Source organism: Escherichia sp. E1130 (assembly GCF_005781065.1).
Classification (GTDB): Bacteria; Pseudomonadota; Gammaproteobacteria; order Enterobacterales; family Enterobacteriaceae; genus Escherichia.
Genome location: NZ_VATL01000001.1, coordinates 15,557 through 31,130, shown reverse-complemented (window position 1 = coordinate 31,130; position 15,574 = coordinate 15,557). Strand labels below are relative to the sequence as shown.

Here is a 15,574-nt window from a genome sequence, read left to right as displayed (position 1 = left end):
GAGTGCCGGATGCAGCGTGAACGCCTTATTTGGCCTACAAAAACACGCAAATTCAATATATTGCAGAGATTAGGTAGGCCACATAAGCGTAGCGCATCAGGCTATTTTGTGTTCAAACTCCCGGATAAGCCGGGAGTTTGACATAGGTTATTCCCACTCTTGCAGGAAACGCTGACCGTACTGGTCGGCTACCAGCAGTGCGGCGTAAACCTGATCTGGCGTCGCGCCGCCAGGCATGTTGTGAATGGTTTCACCTTCTGCACATGCCGCTTCTGCCACAATTCGCATTTTCGCCGGGACATCTTCTTTAATATCCAGTTGAGCGAGAGTTATTGGCAAACCTACCGCATGGCTAAGTGCGGCTACGGTTTCGATTTCCTCAACCGGCGCGTTTTCCAGAACCAGCTGCGTCAGCGTACCGAATGCCACTTTTTCACCGTGATAATAGTGATGCGCATCTGGGATAGCGGTCAGGCCGTTATGCACCGCGTGTGCCGCCGCCAGACCACCGCTTTCAAAACCAACGCCGCTCAAATAGGTGTTCGCTTCAATCACGCGCTCCAGCGCCGGAGTCACTACATGCTGTTCGGCGGCAAGCATCGCTTTTTCGCCTTCTTCCAGCAGGGTGTTGTAGCACAGTTCAGCCAGCGCCAGCGCCGCCTGAGTACACTTACCGCCCGCCATGGTGGTCGCGCCGCTACGAGAGCATGCACGCGCTTCAAACCAGGTCGCCAGCGCATCACCAATACCCGCTGCTAACAGACGCGCAGGTGCGCCCGCGACGATTTTAGTATCGACAATGACCATATTCGGGTTATTTGGCAGCAGCAGATAGCGGTCAAATTCACCATCATCGGTGTAAATAACAGACAACGCACTGCACGGCGCGTCGGTAGAAGCGATGGTCGGTGCGATTGCTACCGGAACACCCATGAAATGCGCCAGTGCTTTGGCGGTATCAAGGGTTTTACCGCCGCCAATACCGAGAATCGCGCCACACTGTGCCGTTTCGGCAATGCCGCGCAGACGATCGATCTCATTTTGCGAACATTCACCGCCAAAGGGGGCGATTTCAACAACCAGCCCGGCATCTTTAAAGCTTTGCTCGACGGTTGCCTGAGCAAAACCTAATACAAATTTATCGCCAACAACCAACCAACGTTCTGCCAGCGGCTTCAGGTATTCGCCCAGGCGATTAATGACATCAGCGCCCTGGATGTATTTACCCGGTGATTGAATAATGCGGTCCATAATTGCTCCTTTAGAGATGAGTAGTGCCAAATGCGGCATTCCAGTCGTGCTCGAACTTCTCTATAGCCGACTCTACCGCAGGGGGGTTGAGCATTTGTTGCGCTACATCTAAGGGCAGTGTGATGGATTCACATCCTGCCAACAAACAATCCAGCGCCTGACGTGGTGTTTTAAAGCTGGCAGCCAGCACCATGCTTTCTGGCGCGTGCATTTCCAGTAACGCTTGCAGCTCCTGGACGGTACGAATGCCGTCTCCGCCCTGAGCGTCCACGCGATTTACATAGGGAGCAACGTATTTTGCCCCTGCCAGCGCGGCCAGCAATCCTTGCGCGGCGCTGTACACTGCGGTGCCAAGTGTAGTAATACCCTCTTTTTTCAACAATTTAATTGCTGCCAGACCTTCTGAGGTTACCGGAATTTTCACCACAATGCCCGGAATAACGTCGCGCAGGCGCTTCGCTTCCTCCACCATCCCCTGCGCGTCGCGGCTCATGGTCTGAGCAAACAGAATGCCTTCATCACCAATCGCTTTTTGCAGACGCGGCAGCACTTCCCAGATGGACTCCTTGCTGGCAGCGATAATGCTCGGGTTAGTTGTCACCCCGGCAATCGGGAATATGCGTGCCAGACGTTCGACTTCTGCGACGTTAGCGGTGTCCAGATACAGTTCCATGATGTTTCCTTTTACAGTTCCAGTTCATGTTGCAGCAGGCTGGCGATAGCGTCGGCAGAGGCGGCGTTAACCAGCGCGTTACGGAATTCTTCGTGCATGATGCGACGAGCGAGACGCGAGAAAATGCGCATATGCTGATCGCCCGCGGCGTGTTTGTTCAGCGTTAACATAATGATGAATTGCGCTTCATCATCGCCCCAGCGCACCGGCGCTTGCAGACGCGCTACGCTGATGGTGGATTGCTCAATGTGTTCTGATTTGCTGTGTGGAATGGCGAAACTAAAGCCCAGACCGGTAGAGAAAACGGCCTCGCGTGCCCACAAGTCGGCTTCCAGTTTACGCGGATAGCGGCAGCGGCCCGCCAGCAGCAGGTTATCGGTCATGCCTTTGAGCACTTCTTCTTTGCTGCGCCAGTCACTTTCCAGCGTGATGCACTCAGCGGTGACCAGCGGTGCGTCCTGTTGCGTCATACGGAATTGCGCCAGCAGGTGTTCCACTTCCAGCGAAGTTCGGCAGGCCATTGCCTGGTTGAGCAACTGGCGGCATTCGCGGCTATCAAGCTGTGCCATTCGCGCTTTCGCTGCCGGAATTGACGGTGCGCTCATGCTCAGTTCATCCAGACCTAAACCAATCAGCAACGGCAGCACGGAACCTTTCGCCCCCAGTTCTCCGCACAGACCAATCCATTTCCCCTGGCGATGCACCGCCTGCACGGCGTAATCGAGCGCCCGCAAGAATGCCGGATTCAGGCTGTTGTAGTGACGAGTAACCTTAGCGTTATCGCGATCCACCGCCAGCAGATACTGCGTCAGGTCGTTACTGCCGATACTAAAGAAATCAATCTCTTCGCAGCATTGATCGATGATGAACATCACCGACGGCACTTCCAGCATAATGCCGAGCTGAATCTTCTCATCAAACGGAATGTGTTCGTTACGTAGCTGCTGTTTGGCTTCTGCCAGTTTTTCTTTCACCCATAAGATCTCTTCCATTGAGGAGATCATCGGGATCATGATTTTCAGGCTGCCGTGAGCAGAGGCGCGCAGGATCGAGCGTAGTTGTGTGGTGAACAGCGAGGCGTATTCTTCATAAATACGCACCGCGCGATAACCGAGGAACGGGTTAGCTTCTGCCGGAATGTTCAGATAATCAACGGGTTTGTCACCGCCAATATCCATAGTGCGCACAATAATGCTGCGCCCGTTGGCGGACTCCAGCGCCTGACAAAAAATGTTGTACAGCTCGCTTTCGCCCGGTGCACTGGTGCGATCCATATAGAGCATTTCAGTGCGGAACAAACCAACGCCTTCCGCGCCATTGCCAAATGCGGCCTGCGCTTCCACGGAGTGGGCGATGTTCGCCGCGACTTCGATACGGATACCGTCAGCGGTACGCGCTTGCTGGGTCAGCCAGACACGCTGTTGCTCACGCAGAGCGTCCTGTACGCGGGCTTCTTGCTGATAATAACGGGCTACGGCTTCCCCTGGCTCAACCACAATTGCCCCGGCGTTGCCGTCGATATAAATCGTTTGTTGCTGCCACGGGGTAAGGGCATCGATATCCACACCAACCAGCGTCGGAATGTTGAACGAACGAGCAAGAATTACCGTGTGTGAGGTGGTGCCGCCGCTTTTGAGCAACAATCCTTTGAGGTGATTTTTATCCAGTTCGAGGAACTGGCTGGGGGTCAGTTCATCCGCCATACAAATAGCGGGATGTGTCAGTTTACCTGGCGCCGGAAAGCGTTGTTCACCGTAGATTTGCTGGAGTAACTGGAAGCACACGTCGCGCACATCCAGCGCACGCTCTTGCAGGTAGCTACTGCTGGAACGGGCGAACTCTTCGCAAAAGTGATTCGCACTGGCGACAATTGCTTCGGCGCAGCTTAATCCCTCGCTGACGCCTGCCAGTAAATGTTCGCGCAGGGAAGTGTCGCCAGCCAGCGAGCGGTGCGCTTCCAGAATCGCGCTGGTGGCACCGTCGCTATCCAGCAGACGAAACTCAATGTTTTTCATCACCAGCGTCAGGCCGTTTTCCAGCGCGGATTGCTCAGCGTCCACACCTTTGGCGGCGGGAAGATTACCCAGTGCGTTGAGATCTAACGATGAAATTGGCGTCAGCGTGCCGCCTGCGCTACCGCTACATACGGTGCGGGCGCGAATAATGCGCGGATTCAAATTAGTGAGTGAAACCGGCAGCGGCTCCAGCTCGTCAGATTTAACTTCTGCCAGCGGCGCATCGCAGTGGGGGAATTCATCACGTAGCCACTGGCTCAAACGCTGGTGTGCTGCTTGTTCGTCAGCCCCGGAAATCAGTAACTGGCAGTTATCGCCCACCAGTGTATCGGTGCCAATCAGCGCCAGGGCGCTTTTGGCGTTGCCTTTACGGTCAGTACGCAGGTTATGCCACTCAATTTGAGATGAAAAAGTATTACACAGCGTTTCAACGTGGCTTGCCGGACGCGCATGTACGCCGTTAGGCAGCTCACAAATAAATTCCACAATCAGGGCCATTGCCTCTCTCCCGGTACGGTTTTCTGTTTACAGGATAAGAGCGCATGGCAACGACCTGCCATGTGACAAATCTGCCAAAAGCTGGACAAATGTAATGTAACCGCCAATTTGCGACGCGTCTCACAAGACGCGCCATTCCGGCATGATTCCGAGTTAACGCAAGTTATGAGGCGGATCGCATTTTTGTACTGACATTACAAAAGTCCAGTAAATGGCCTTTTTATCCACTGTTTGACCTGCTTGCGATTGCCTATTGTTTCTCCCATCAAAAAATATGGACATAGGCTTGGGTAAGCCTGGGAGCGACTTATGAATGAGTTGGTACAGATCCTGAAAAACACTCGTCAGCACTTAATGACGGGCGTTTCACACATGATTCCCTTCGTGGTATCGGGCGGTATTTTGCTGGCGGTTTCCGTCATGTTGTATGGCAAAGGCGCAGTGCCGGATGCCGTAGCCGATCCGAATCTGAAAAAACTGTTTGATATCGGCGTTGCAGGTTTGACGCTGATGGTGCCTTTCCTCGCCGCTTACATCGGTTATTCCATTGCAGAACGTTCTGCGCTGGCCCCGTGTGCTATCGGTGCCTGGGTTGGTAACAGCTTTGGTGCGGGCTTCTTTGGTGCGCTGATCGCCGGGATTATCGGCGGCATTGTGGTGCATTACCTGAAGAAAATCCCGGTGCATAAAGTTCTGCGCTCGGTGATGCCTATCTTCATTATTCCGATCGTCGGTACCTTAATTACCGCTGGCGTCATGATGTGGGGGCTGGGCGAGCCGGTAGGCGCGTTGACTAACAGCCTGACTCAGTGGCTTCAGGGTATGCAGCAAGGCAGCGTTGTGATGCTGGCGGTGATTATGGGGCTGATGCTGGCGTTCGATATGGGCGGCCCGGTTAACAAAGTGGCCTATGCGTTTATGCTGATTTGCGTCGCTCAGGGTGTTTATACCGTGGTGGCAATTGCTGCCGTGGGGATCTGTGTTCCGCCGCTGGGCATGGGGCTGGCAACGCTGATTGGTCGTAAAAATTTCTCCGCAGAAGAGCGCGAAACCGGTAAAGCGGCGCTGGTAATGGGCTGTGTTGGCGTCACCGAAGGGGCGATTCCTTTCGCTGCCGCCGATCCGTTGCGTGTCATTCCTTCCATTATGGTAGGGACTGTCTGTGGCACGGTGACCGCAGCAATGGTAGGTGCGCAGTGCTATGCAGGCTGGGGTGGTCTGATTGTGCTGCCGGTGGTTGAAGGCAAGTTGGGTTACATCGCGGCAGTGGCTGTTGGGGCTGTAGCAACGGCTATCTGCGTTAACGTGCTGAAAAGTCTGGCGCGTAAAAATGGGTCTTCGACTGATGAGAAGGAAGACGACCTGGATCTGGATTTTGAAATTAATTAATTGAGGAACGAGCCATGACGAAAATTATTGCAGTAACCGCATGTCCTTCAGGTGTTGCCCATACCTATATGGCGGCAGAGGCGCTGGAAAGTGCCGCGAAAGCGAAAGGCTGGGAAGTGAAAGTAGAAACCCAGGGGTCGATTGGTCTGGAAAACGAACTGACTGCGGAAGACGTGGCGAGCGCCGATATGGTGATTCTGACCAAAGATATCGGCATCAAGTTTGAAGAGCGTTTTGCTGGCAAGACCATCGTGCGCGTCAACATCAGCGATGCGGTAAAACGTGCTGACGCCATCATGAACAAAATCGAAGCCCATCTGGCACAGACTGCTTGAGTTTTTAGCCCGCCTGAAACGGCGGGCTTGTTTTTCCCTACAGGAGTTCCTCATGACGAATCGTATCTCTCGCCTTAAAACTGCATTGTTTTCCAATACCCGTGAAATCTCGCTGGAGCGTGCGCTGCTTTACACTGCCAGTCATCGGCAAACTGAAGGCGAGCCGGTGATATTGCGTCGGGCGAGAGCAACAGCGTATATCCTTGAACATGTTGAAATTTCGATTCGTGATGAAGAACTGATTGCCGGTAACCGCACCGTAAAACCGCGCGCCGGGATTATGTCGCCGGAAATGGACCCTTACTGGTTGCTGAAAGAGTTGGATCAGTTCCCGACGCGCCCGCAAGACCGCTTCGCCATTAGCGAAGAAGATAAACGTATCTACCGCGAAGAGTTGTTCCCGTACTGGGAAAAACGTTCGATGAAAGATTTCATCAACGGGCAGATGACGGATGAAGTAAAAACCGCGACCAGCACGCAGATTTTTAGCATCAACCAGACGGATAAAGGCCAGGGACACATTATTATTGATTACCCGCGCCTGCTGAATCACGGGCTGGGTGAGCTGGTGGCGCAGATGCAGCAACATTGCCAGCAACAGCCTGAGAATCACTTTTATCAGGCAGCGCTGTTACTGCTGGAAGCCTCGCAGAAACACATTTTGCGTTACGCCGAACTGGCGGAAACGATGGCGGCAAACTGCACAGATGCCCAGCGTCGCGAAGAACTGCTGACTATTGCGGAGGTCTCCCGCCATAATGCCGAACATAAGCCGCAGACGTTCTGGCAGGCGTGCCAGTTGTTCTGGTACATGAACATCATCCTGCAATACGAATCCAACGCTAGTTCGCTGTCGCTGGGGCGCTTCGACCAGTATATGTTGCCGTTCTATCAGGCATCATTAACTCAGGGGGAAGATCCGGCGTTCCTGAAAGAACTGCTCGAATCTTTATGGGTGAAATGCAACGACATCGTACTGTTACGTTCTACCAGCAGCGCGCGTTATTTCGCAGGTTTCCCAACCGGGTATACCGCACTGCTCGGTGGGTTAACCGAGAACGGACGTAGCGCAGTGAACGTACTTTCGTTCCTTTGCCTCGATGCCTATCAAAGCGTGCAATTACCGCAACCGAACCTGGGCGTGCGCACTAACGCCTTGATCGACACGCCGTTCCTGATGAAAACCGCAGAAACCATTCGCCTCGGCACCGGTATTCCGCAAATCTTCAACGATGAAGTGGTGGTGCCCGCATTCCTCAACCGTGGCGTTTCGCTGGAAGATGCGCGCGATTATTCAGTGGTGGGCTGCGTGGAATTATCTATTCCTGGCAGAACCTACGGTCTGCACGACATCGCGATGTTTAACCTGCTGAAAGTGATGGAAATCTGCCTGCATGAGAATGAAGGCAATGCCGCGCTGAGCTATGACGGTTTGCTGGAACAGATCCGCGCCAAGATCAGCCACTACATCACCCTGATGGTTGAAGGCAGCAATATTTGTGATATCGGCCATCGCGACTGGGCACCTGTACCGCTGCTCTCGTCTTTTATCAGCGATTGTCTGGAAAAAGGTCGCGATATTACCGATGGCGGCGCGCGTTATAACTTCTCCGGTGTACAGGGGATCGGTATCGCCAACCTGAGTGATTCTCTCCATGCGTTGAAAGGGATGGTTTTTGATCAACAGCGTTTAAGTTTTGACGAATTGTTGTCGGTATTAAAAGCGAACTTCGCAACGGCAGAAGGCGAAAAAGTCCGCGCTCGCTTAATTAATCGCTTCGAGAAATACGGTAACGATATCGACGAGGTGGATAACATCAGCGCCGAGCTGTTGCGCCATTACTGCAAAGAAGTGGAAAAATACCAGAACCCGCGTGGTGGTTACTTCACGCCGGGATCGTATACCGTTTCTGCTCATGTCCCGTTGGGATCGGTGGTTGGTTCGACGCCAGACGGTCGTTTTGCCGGAGAACAACTGGCAGACGGCGGCTTGTCACCCATGCTGGGCCAGGATGGGCAAGGACCAACGGCGGTACTGAAGTCCGTCAGTAAGCTCGATAACACGCTGCTTTCTAACGGGACGTTGCTGAACGTGAAATTCACTCCAGCTACCCTGGAAGGTGACGCGGGATTACGCAAACTGGCCGACTTCTTACGGGCATTTACCCAGCTGAAGTTGCAGCATGTTCAGTTTAACGTGGTGAACGCCGACACGTTACGTGAAGCCCAATTACGCCCGCAGGACTATGCGGGGCTGGTGGTACGCGTTGCCGGATACAGCGCCTTCTTTGTCGAACTGTCGAAGGAGATCCAGGATGACATCATCCGCCGGACAGCGCATCAGCTGTAACGTTGTGGAAACGCGCCTCGATGATGTGGCGCGCATTTTCAACATTCAGCGTTATTCGCTGAATGACGGCGAGGGCATTCGCACGGTGGTCTTTTTTAAAGGCTGTCCGCATCTTTGCCCGTGGTGTGCTAATCCGGAGTCGATCTCCGGCAAAATCCAGACGGTGCGCAGAGAGGCGAAATGTCTGCACTGCGCGAAATGTTTGCGCGATGCGGATGAATGCCCCTCCGGGGCGTTTGAACGGATTGGTCGCGATATCAGCCTTGACGCTCTGGAACGGGAAGTGATGAAAGATGACATTTTCTTTCGCACGTCCGGTGGCGGCGTCACGCTTTCTGGTGGCGAAGTGTTGATGCAGGCGGAGTTTGCTACCCGTTTTTTGCAACGACTGCGGCTGTGGGGCGTGTCATGCGCCATCGAAACTGCCGGAGACGCGCCAGCCAGCAGGTTGTTACCGCTGGCGAAATTGTGCGATGAAGTGTTGTTCGATTTAAAAATTATGGACGCGACTCAGGCGCGGGATGTGGTGAAGATGAACCTGCCACGCGTACTGGAGAACCTGCGTTTGCTGGTGAGTGAGGGTGTCAACGTGATCCCGCGTTTGCCGCTGATCCCCGGCTTCACACTCAGCCGGGAGAATATGCAGCAGGCGCTGGACGTGCTGATCCCGCTGAATATCAGGCAGATCCACCTGTTGCCGTTTCATCAGTACGGCGAGCCGAAATACCGCCTGCTGGGGAAAACATGGTCGATGAAAGAGGTTTCTGCGCCGTCGTCAGTCGATGTGGCAACAATGCGCGAAATGGCAGAACGGGCCGGATTTCAGGTTACCGTGGGAGGTTAAAATGGCATACCTGGTGGCAGTAACCGCCTGCGTGAGCGGCGTGGCGCATACTTATATGGCGGCGGAACGGCTGGAAAAGTTGTGTCAGATAGAGAAGTGGGGCGTCAGCATTGAAACCCAGGGCGCGCTGGGAACGGAGAATCGTTTAGCGGACGAGGATATCCGCCGGGCGGATGTCGCGCTGTTGATTACGGATATTGAGCTTTCCGGTGCCGAGCGATTTGAACATTGTCGCTACGTGCAATGCAGTATCTACGCGTTCCTGCGTGAGCCGCAGCGGGTGATGAGCGCGGTGCGCAAAGTGCTTTCTGCGCCGCAGCAAACCCATCTTATTCTGGAGTAGTTGGTTTTTCTGTCAGTTGGCTGTGGTACTGCCGACGATATTCCGACGGCGAGCGTTCGGTATTTTTACGAAACAGACGGCAGAAGTAGTTGCTGTCGACAAAGCCGCAGGCGTGCGCCACTTCTTTTACCTTCAGGTCATACCCTTTCAATAACGTTTTAGCGTGCTCCAGTCGCGTGTGATTCAGGTATTCGTTAAAACCAATGGCCCCCGTTTTTTGAAACAGATGCGAGAGGTAATTTGGCGAAATATAGAATGCCTGTGCGACAGATTCGCGGGTAAGCGCGGAGGCATAGCGTTCGTCGATATAATCACGAATAGCTTCGAATAGAGCCTGGCTGCGTGAGGCGGTCTGGATTTGGCTGCCAAGCAAATCGCGGCAGTGGCTAAGCAGGCTGGCGACGATAAGCCTTGCCGTTTGCTGCTCCTGTGGCTGCATTTGCATTTCATTGAGCGTTTGTAGCAGAAAAGAACCAATGCGCGGGCCGCGTCGGGCGACGTGCTGCTTCGCCAGATTTTGATACTGTTTGCCATCCCATTGCACGACGCTGAAGCCGAGTTGCTGTTTGCCAAACAGCACGCTAAAGGTGGTCGCGGGTGTTTTCCATTGTGGGAAATTCCAGCCGCCAGCGGGAACGTACAGCACATCGCCGGGAACTAACGTTGCTCCAGCGCCGGTATCAACAAACTCACCTTCCAGCACAATTTCCAGCCGTGGAAAATCGACCTGATACGCAAGATCGGGCGCCGGACCGTTGCTGCTGGCAAAGTAAATCTGGCGCAGCGACAGCGGGCCGTTTATCAGGCGGGAGAGCAGATAGCTGACGTCGTGATACATGTTATTCCCTTAGGTATGTAGACGGGAAAACAGTAACTGGCATTATAAAAAAAGGCCACCTGAAAAGTGTGGCCTGATGGGAGTTCGATGTAAACATTGTGGCAGTTTCAGTCGCCTTGTATTGCCGGATGCGGCGTGAACGCCTTATCCGGCAAATAGCATCTGGCTGATAATTACTGATTACCCACCTGATCGCCATACGGCAGAGTGTCGTAATCGATCAGCGCATTTTTCTTATACGGGTTACCAATCCAGCGGGTAGTTTCTTTGAACTGCGGATTCACCACCGAACGGGTTGGATCGTAACCGTCGTAAGATAAACCTGCCAAATCCGACCAGGTGTGGATCAGTTCCGCCAGGCTGTATTTACGATCAACATCCTGCGAGAAATCACGCGGATGAGTCGCCTGCCATTTTTCCGACGTCCACAGCAGGAACGGAATGGTGTACATATGGCGCGTCGGGTTATCTTCGTTACGCCCCTGAGTTTTGTGTGGCGGCGTGTCGTAAACCTCTTCACCGTGGTCAGAGAAGTAAACCAGGAAACCGTTCGGGTCTGCTGCTTTAAAGTCTTTAATCAGGCTGGCAACCACATGATCGTTATACAGGTTAGCGTTGTCATAGTCGTTATATGACTCCAGCTCTTCTGCGCTTAATCCCGGCGGAACATGATCGGTATTGCCATCAAACTTGCCCTGATTTTCCGGGTAACGGTATTTGTATTTGATATGCGTACCCAGCAGATGAACGATGATCAGTTTCTTCGGCGCAGGGTCCTTCAGCACTTCCTGGAACGGCTTCAGCACGTTGGTGTCGTATTCACGCGCACTCTGCGTACGTTGCTGGTTCATGTAGTACTGCTTGTCGGTCTGGCGCGAAAATACCGTCAGCATGGTGTTGCGGGCAGTCATCGTCTGCTGGTTGGTTATCCAGAAGGTTTTATAACCTGCCTGTTTCATCATGTTCATCAGTGACGGCTGTGTCAGATACAGGTCCGGGTTCTTTTCGTTGGCAAAGGTCAGCGCCTGTTGCAGGATTTCAATGGTGTACGGACGAGACGTAACCACGTTATTGAACACGGTCAGGTTCGGATCGGTTTTATGCAGCGCATCCAGTTCCGGCGTGGTTTCACGCGGATAGCCGTACAGGCTCATGCGTCCACGCTGGGTCGATTCGCCAATCACCAGCACTAAGGTGCGCGGTTCGTTACCCGATTCGTCTTTGAAATTAGCCAGTGGCGGTAATGCGTTATTTTCATTCAGCAGCTTCGTCAGTGAGTTAAGTTGTTGACGATACTGATAATAACCGGTCAGAAATTGCCACGGCGCGGCAGGTTCCATGCGAGATGCCAGATTATCCAACGTTTTCTCAAACGGCTTGTGTTTGATAAACGTGTTCATGGCGATAGGGTGCAGAATCAAACCATAAAGCAGGGCAAAAGAGATGATATAACGCCACGGCTTTGGAATATAGACCGGGCGCAGGCGCGTCCACAGCAAAATTGCCACCGCCGTATAGGCCAGGGCAATAAGCACAATCTTCAGACTGAAATACTGGCTTAAGTACTCGCTGGCTTCGTTGGTGTTGGTTTCAAACATCACAAACAGAACGCTCTGCGAGAACTCCTGACCGTAGATGACGTAGTAGCACAACGCTGCCAGAGACGCCGCCCACAGCATTACGCCGATTACTGCTGCGATAATCTTAATCCGCTTCGGAAAGAGGAATACCGGGATCAACCACAGCGAACTGAACAGCAGCGAGTCGCGAATGCCGTTGGTGCCGCTGTAGCCGCTGATGTAAATAATGGCCTGTAACAGGGTAGAGAAAAACCAAAAGTAGAGCAGTGCCCAACCCAGGGCTTTCCAGCTAAAAATGGGTTTAGTCTGGACTTCAGTGGAATGCATAGTAAGAACCCGTTTTGGATAATAGCGCCGAATGTAAGGACAAAACCTTAAGGATATCTGAAGGGATATCCAGAATCTGGGTGAAATGCAGACAGAAATATATTGAAAACGAAGGTGTTAGAACAGAAGTATTTCAGAAAACCCTCGCGCTATTGCACGAGGGTTGATAGAGGAGGGGGGTTAGCCAGTATTACGCATACCTGCCGCAATTCCGGCAATAGTGACCATCAACGCTTGTTCGACGCGGGGATCCGGTTCCTGTCCTTCTTTTTCTGCCAGGCGCGAACGATGCAGCAACTCTGCCTGCAGTACGTTCAGCGGGTCAGTGTATATATTTCGTAGCTGAATAGACTCGGCAATCCACGGTAGATCGGCCATCAGATGGGAGTCGTTGGCAATCGCCAGCACCACTTTGATGTCTTCTTCTTGCAGATTGCGTAACTCTTTACCTAACGGCCACAGTGCTTTGTCGACCAGGCGTTGGTCATAGTATTCCGCCAGCCACAGGTCTGCTTTGGCGAAGACCATCTCCAGCATGCCGAGACGCGTTGAGAAGAACGGCCAGTCGCGGCACATGGCTTCCAGTTCGCTCTGCTTGCCATCTTCGACCACTTTTTGCAGCGCCGTACCTGCACCCAGCCAGGCGGGGAGCATCAGGCGGTTTTGTGTCCAGGCAAAAATCCACGGAATGGCGCGCAGAGACTCGACGCCGCCGGTTGGACGACGTTTCGCCGGGCGTGAACCTAACGGCAGTTTGCCCAGTTCCTGTTCTGGCGTAGCGGAGCGGAAGTAAGGGACAAAGTCTTTGTTTTCACGCACGTAGCCACGGTAGAGATCGCAGGAGATGACTGACAGTTCATCCATAATGCGACGCCAGCTCTCTTTCGGCTCAGGCGGTGGCAGCAGGTTGGCTTCCAGAATCGCCCCGGTGTACAGCGACAAGCTGCTAACGGTGATTTCTGGCAGACCGTATTTAAAGCGGATCATCTCGCCCTGCTCGGTTACGCGCAGGCCGCCTTTCAGGCTTCCCGGCGGTTGCGACAGCAGCGCCGCATGGGCTGGTGCGCCGCCGCGACCAATGGAACCGCCGCGACCGTGGAACAGTGTCAGTTCAATGCCCGCTTTTTCGCAGGTTTTGATTAACGCGTCCTGTGCCTGATATTGCGCCCAGGAGGCCGCCATCACGCCCGCATCTTTTGCTGAGTCGGAATAGCCAATCATCACCATCTGTTTGCCCTGAATCAGACCGCGATACCAGTCGATATTCAGCAGTTGGGTCATGACATCGTTGGCGTTGTTCAGGTCATCGAGAGTTTCAAACAGCGGTGCGACTGGCATTGCAAATCCAATACCCGCTTCTTTCAGCAGCAGGTGAACAGCCAGTACGTCGGACGGCGTTTTCGCCATCGAGATCACGTAGGCGGCAATAGAGCCTTGCGGCGCTTCGGCAATCACTTGACAGGTATCAAGCACTTCGCGTGTTTCGGCGCTTGGTTGCCAGTTGCGCGGCAGAAGCGGACGTTTGGAGTTCAGTTCGCGGATCAGGAATGCCTGCTTGTCGGCCTCTGACCAGCTTTCGTAATCGCCAATGCCGAGATAGCGGGTCAGCTCGCCCAATGCTTCGGTATGACGAGTGCTCTCCTGGCGAATATCAATACGCACCAGCGGTACGCCGAAACATTTCACGCGGCGCAGGGTGTCGAGCAGATCGCCGTTGGCGATAATACCCATGCCACACGCCTGAAGTGACTGGTAGCAAGCGTAGAGCGGTTCCCACAGTTCTTCATTCTGCGTCAGCAGACCTTCCGGCTTCGGCAGCTCTTCGCCTTTCAGACGCGCCTCCAGCCAGGCCTGTGTCGCCATCAGGCGAGAACGCAGGTTTTTCATCAGATAGCGATACGGTTCTGCGGCACCTTCTTCGCCAACCAGCGCCAGCAGTTCTGGGGTAGCCTCAACCATCGACAGTTCAGAAACCAGAACCTGAATATCTTTCAGGAACAGGTCGGTGGCTTTCCAGCGGCTGAGCAGCAGGACACGGCGGGTGATATCGGCGGTTACATTAGGGTTGCCGTCGCGGTCGCCGCCCATCCACGAGGTAAAGCGTACCGGAACAAATTCGACCGGCAGCTTATAGCCGAGGTTCTCTTCCAGTTGTTCGTTCAGTTCGCGCAGGTAATTTGGTACGCCTTGCCACAGGCTGTTTTCCACCACGGCAAAGCCCCATTTCGCTTCATCAACCGGAGTTGGGCGCAGCTTACGGATTTCATCAGTATGCCAGGACTGAGCGATCAACTGGCGCAGGCGGCGCATCAGCTGGTGGTGTTCGTAGTCGGCGATATCTTTGTTATCGAGCTGCTTTAAGCAGGCGTTCACTTCCACCATTTTGTGGATCAGTGTACGACGGGTAATTTCGGTTGGATGAGCCGTGAGGACCAGTTCCAGCGACAGAGATTCCACCGCTTTTTTGATGGTGTCTTCGCTCAGTTCCGGCTGGTTTTTCAGTTTACGCAGGGTGCGGGCGATCACTTCCGGATTGCTGGCAGCCTCGCCTTTCGGCGAAATGCTGTGGTATTGCTCGGCAGTGTTGGCCAGATTCAGGAACTGACTAAACGCACGCGCAACGGGCAGCAGCTCGTCGTTCGACAAATTTTGTAAAGTGGTGAGTAACTCCTGGCGGTTAGCATCATTGCCAGCGCGTGAAGATTTGGACAACTTACGGATAGTTTCTACGCGTTCAAGAATGTGTTCTCCCAACGCATCCTTGATGGTTTCTCCCAGCACTTTGCCGAGCATACTGACATTACTACGCAATGCGGAATATTGTTCGTTCATATGACCCCAGACACCCATCTTATCGTTTGATAGCCCTGTATCCTTCACGTCGCATTGGCGCGAATATGCTCGGGCTTTGCTTTTCGTCGTCTTTTATAAAGCCACGTAAAAGCGGTGACGTCAAATGCTGCGAAATCGCTTCAGCAAACGAATAAATAGCAGGAATTTACGCCATTAAATTCACAACGTTTTAAATAAGCGTAACTTATGGGAATGTTAAAAAATCGCCATACATAACACCAAAGGTGTAGGTCGGATAAGATGCGCAAGCATCGTATCCGACATTATTTGTGGCACCG

At 53.4% G+C, this 15,574-nt stretch carries 11 protein-coding genes; 5 read left to right on the top strand and 6 right to left on the bottom strand.

The annotated features are described in order from the left end of the window. Positions 1-147 precede the first annotated feature (147 nt). Genes gldA through ptsP form a run of 3 tightly spaced genes read right to left on the bottom strand, consistent with a single transcriptional unit; the run spans position 148 to position 4,437 of the window. A complete protein-coding gene (gene gldA, locus FEK66_RS00120; RefSeq protein WP_130206574.1) occupies positions 148-1,251 on the bottom strand; it encodes a bifunctional L-1,2-propanediol dehydrogenase/glycerol dehydrogenase in 1,104 nt (367 codons plus the stop codon). 10 nt (positions 1,252-1,261) lie between these two features. Next, positions 1,262-1,924 carry a fructose-6-phosphate aldolase gene (fsa, locus tag FEK66_RS00115; protein WP_135495370.1) on the bottom strand — a complete coding sequence of 221 codons (663 nt, stop codon included), beginning with the start codon at positions 1,922-1,924 and terminating at the stop codon, positions 1,262-1,264. Positions 1,925-1,935: 11 nt separating this feature from the next. Further along, positions 1,936-4,437: a phosphoenolpyruvate--protein phosphotransferase gene (gene ptsP / locus FEK66_RS00110; RefSeq protein WP_135408564.1), complete on the bottom strand. Its 2,502-nt coding sequence runs from the start codon at positions 4,435-4,437 to the stop codon at positions 1,936-1,938. A gap of 309 nt (positions 4,438-4,746) precedes the next feature. Here ptsP and FEK66_RS00105 point away from each other — a divergent pair, with 309 nt between their 5' ends. Genes FEK66_RS00105 through FEK66_RS00085 form a run of 5 tightly spaced genes read left to right on the top strand, consistent with a single transcriptional unit; the run spans position 4,747 to position 9,698 of the window. After that, the gene (locus FEK66_RS00105; protein ID WP_130215303.1) at positions 4,747-5,826 is read left to right on the top strand and encodes a PTS fructose transporter subunit EIIC; all 1,080 of its coding nucleotides are present in this window, start codon (positions 4,747-4,749) and stop codon (positions 5,824-5,826) included. Between the two features lie 14 nt (positions 5,827-5,840). Continuing rightward, a complete protein-coding gene (locus tag FEK66_RS00100; RefSeq protein ID WP_130206566.1) occupies positions 5,841-6,161 on the top strand; it encodes a PTS fructose-like transporter subunit IIB in 321 nt (106 codons plus the stop codon). Positions 6,162-6,213: 52 nt separating this feature from the next. Then, on the top strand, positions 6,214-8,511 hold the full coding sequence (locus FEK66_RS00095) for a formate C-acetyltransferase (RefSeq protein ID WP_135495369.1): 2,298 nt from the start codon (positions 6,214-6,216) through the stop codon (positions 8,509-8,511). After that, a complete protein-coding gene (locus tag FEK66_RS00090; protein WP_135495368.1) occupies positions 8,477-9,355 on the top strand; it encodes a [formate-C-acetyltransferase]-activating enzyme in 879 nt (292 codons plus the stop codon). Before FEK66_RS00095 ends, FEK66_RS00090 begins: the two co-directional genes overlap by 35 nt. A 1-nt stretch (position 9,356) precedes the next feature. Then, positions 9,357-9,698, top strand: a complete 342-nt coding sequence (locus tag FEK66_RS00085; RefSeq protein ID WP_130206560.1) for a PTS fructose-like transporter subunit IIB — start codon at positions 9,357-9,359, stop codon at positions 9,696-9,698. Here the strand turns inward: FEK66_RS00085 and FEK66_RS00080 are convergent. From FEK66_RS00080 to ppc, 3 genes are all read right to left on the bottom strand, one after another. Further along, a complete protein-coding gene (locus FEK66_RS00080) occupies positions 9,685-10,536 on the bottom strand; it encodes an AraC family transcriptional regulator (protein ID WP_130206558.1) in 852 nt (283 codons plus the stop codon). The genes FEK66_RS00085 and FEK66_RS00080 overlap by 14 nt on opposite strands. A 173-nt stretch (positions 10,537-10,709) precedes the next feature. Further along, complete coding sequence (locus FEK66_RS00075; protein ID WP_135495367.1) at positions 10,710-12,443, bottom strand: phosphoethanolamine transferase CptA; 1,734 nt, start codon at positions 12,441-12,443, stop codon at positions 10,710-10,712. A 180-nt stretch (positions 12,444-12,623) separates the two neighbouring features. Then, positions 12,624-15,275: a phosphoenolpyruvate carboxylase gene (gene ppc / locus FEK66_RS00070; protein ID WP_130206554.1), complete on the bottom strand. Its 2,652-nt coding sequence runs from the start codon at positions 15,273-15,275 to the stop codon at positions 12,624-12,626. Positions 15,276-15,574 lie beyond the last annotated feature (299 nt).

Bases quoted from the DNA above. Each gene is read 5' to 3' on its own strand.
- ppc (WP_130206554.1), bottom strand. From the start codon at position 15,275: ATGAACGAACAATATTCCGCATTGCGTAGTAATGTCAGTATGCTCGGC.
- FEK66_RS00095 (WP_135495369.1), top strand. From the start codon at position 6,214: ATGACGAATCGTATCTCTCGCCTTAAAACTGCATTGTTTTCCAATACC.
- FEK66_RS00105 (WP_130215303.1), top strand. From the start codon at position 4,747: ATGAATGAGTTGGTACAGATCCTGAAAAACACTCGTCAGCACTTAATG.
- FEK66_RS00085 (WP_130206560.1), top strand. From the start codon at position 9,357: ATGGCATACCTGGTGGCAGTAACCGCCTGCGTGAGCGGCGTGGCGCAT.
- ptsP (WP_135408564.1), bottom strand. From the start codon at position 4,437: ATGGCCCTGATTGTGGAATTTATTTGTGAGCTGCCTAACGGCGTACAT.
- fsa (WP_135495370.1), bottom strand. From the start codon at position 1,924: ATGGAACTGTATCTGGACACCGCTAACGTCGCAGAAGTCGAACGTCTG.
- FEK66_RS00100 (WP_130206566.1), top strand. From the start codon at position 5,841: ATGACGAAAATTATTGCAGTAACCGCATGTCCTTCAGGTGTTGCCCAT.
- FEK66_RS00080 (WP_130206558.1), bottom strand. From the start codon at position 10,536: ATGTATCACGACGTCAGCTATCTGCTCTCCCGCCTGATAAACGGCCCG.
- FEK66_RS00090 (WP_135495368.1), top strand. From the start codon at position 8,477: ATGACATCATCCGCCGGACAGCGCATCAGCTGTAACGTTGTGGAAACG.
- gldA (WP_130206574.1), bottom strand. From the start codon at position 1,251: ATGGACCGCATTATTCAATCACCGGGTAAATACATCCAGGGCGCTGAT.
- FEK66_RS00075 (WP_135495367.1), bottom strand. From the start codon at position 12,443: ATGCATTCCACTGAAGTCCAGACTAAACCCATTTTTAGCTGGAAAGCC.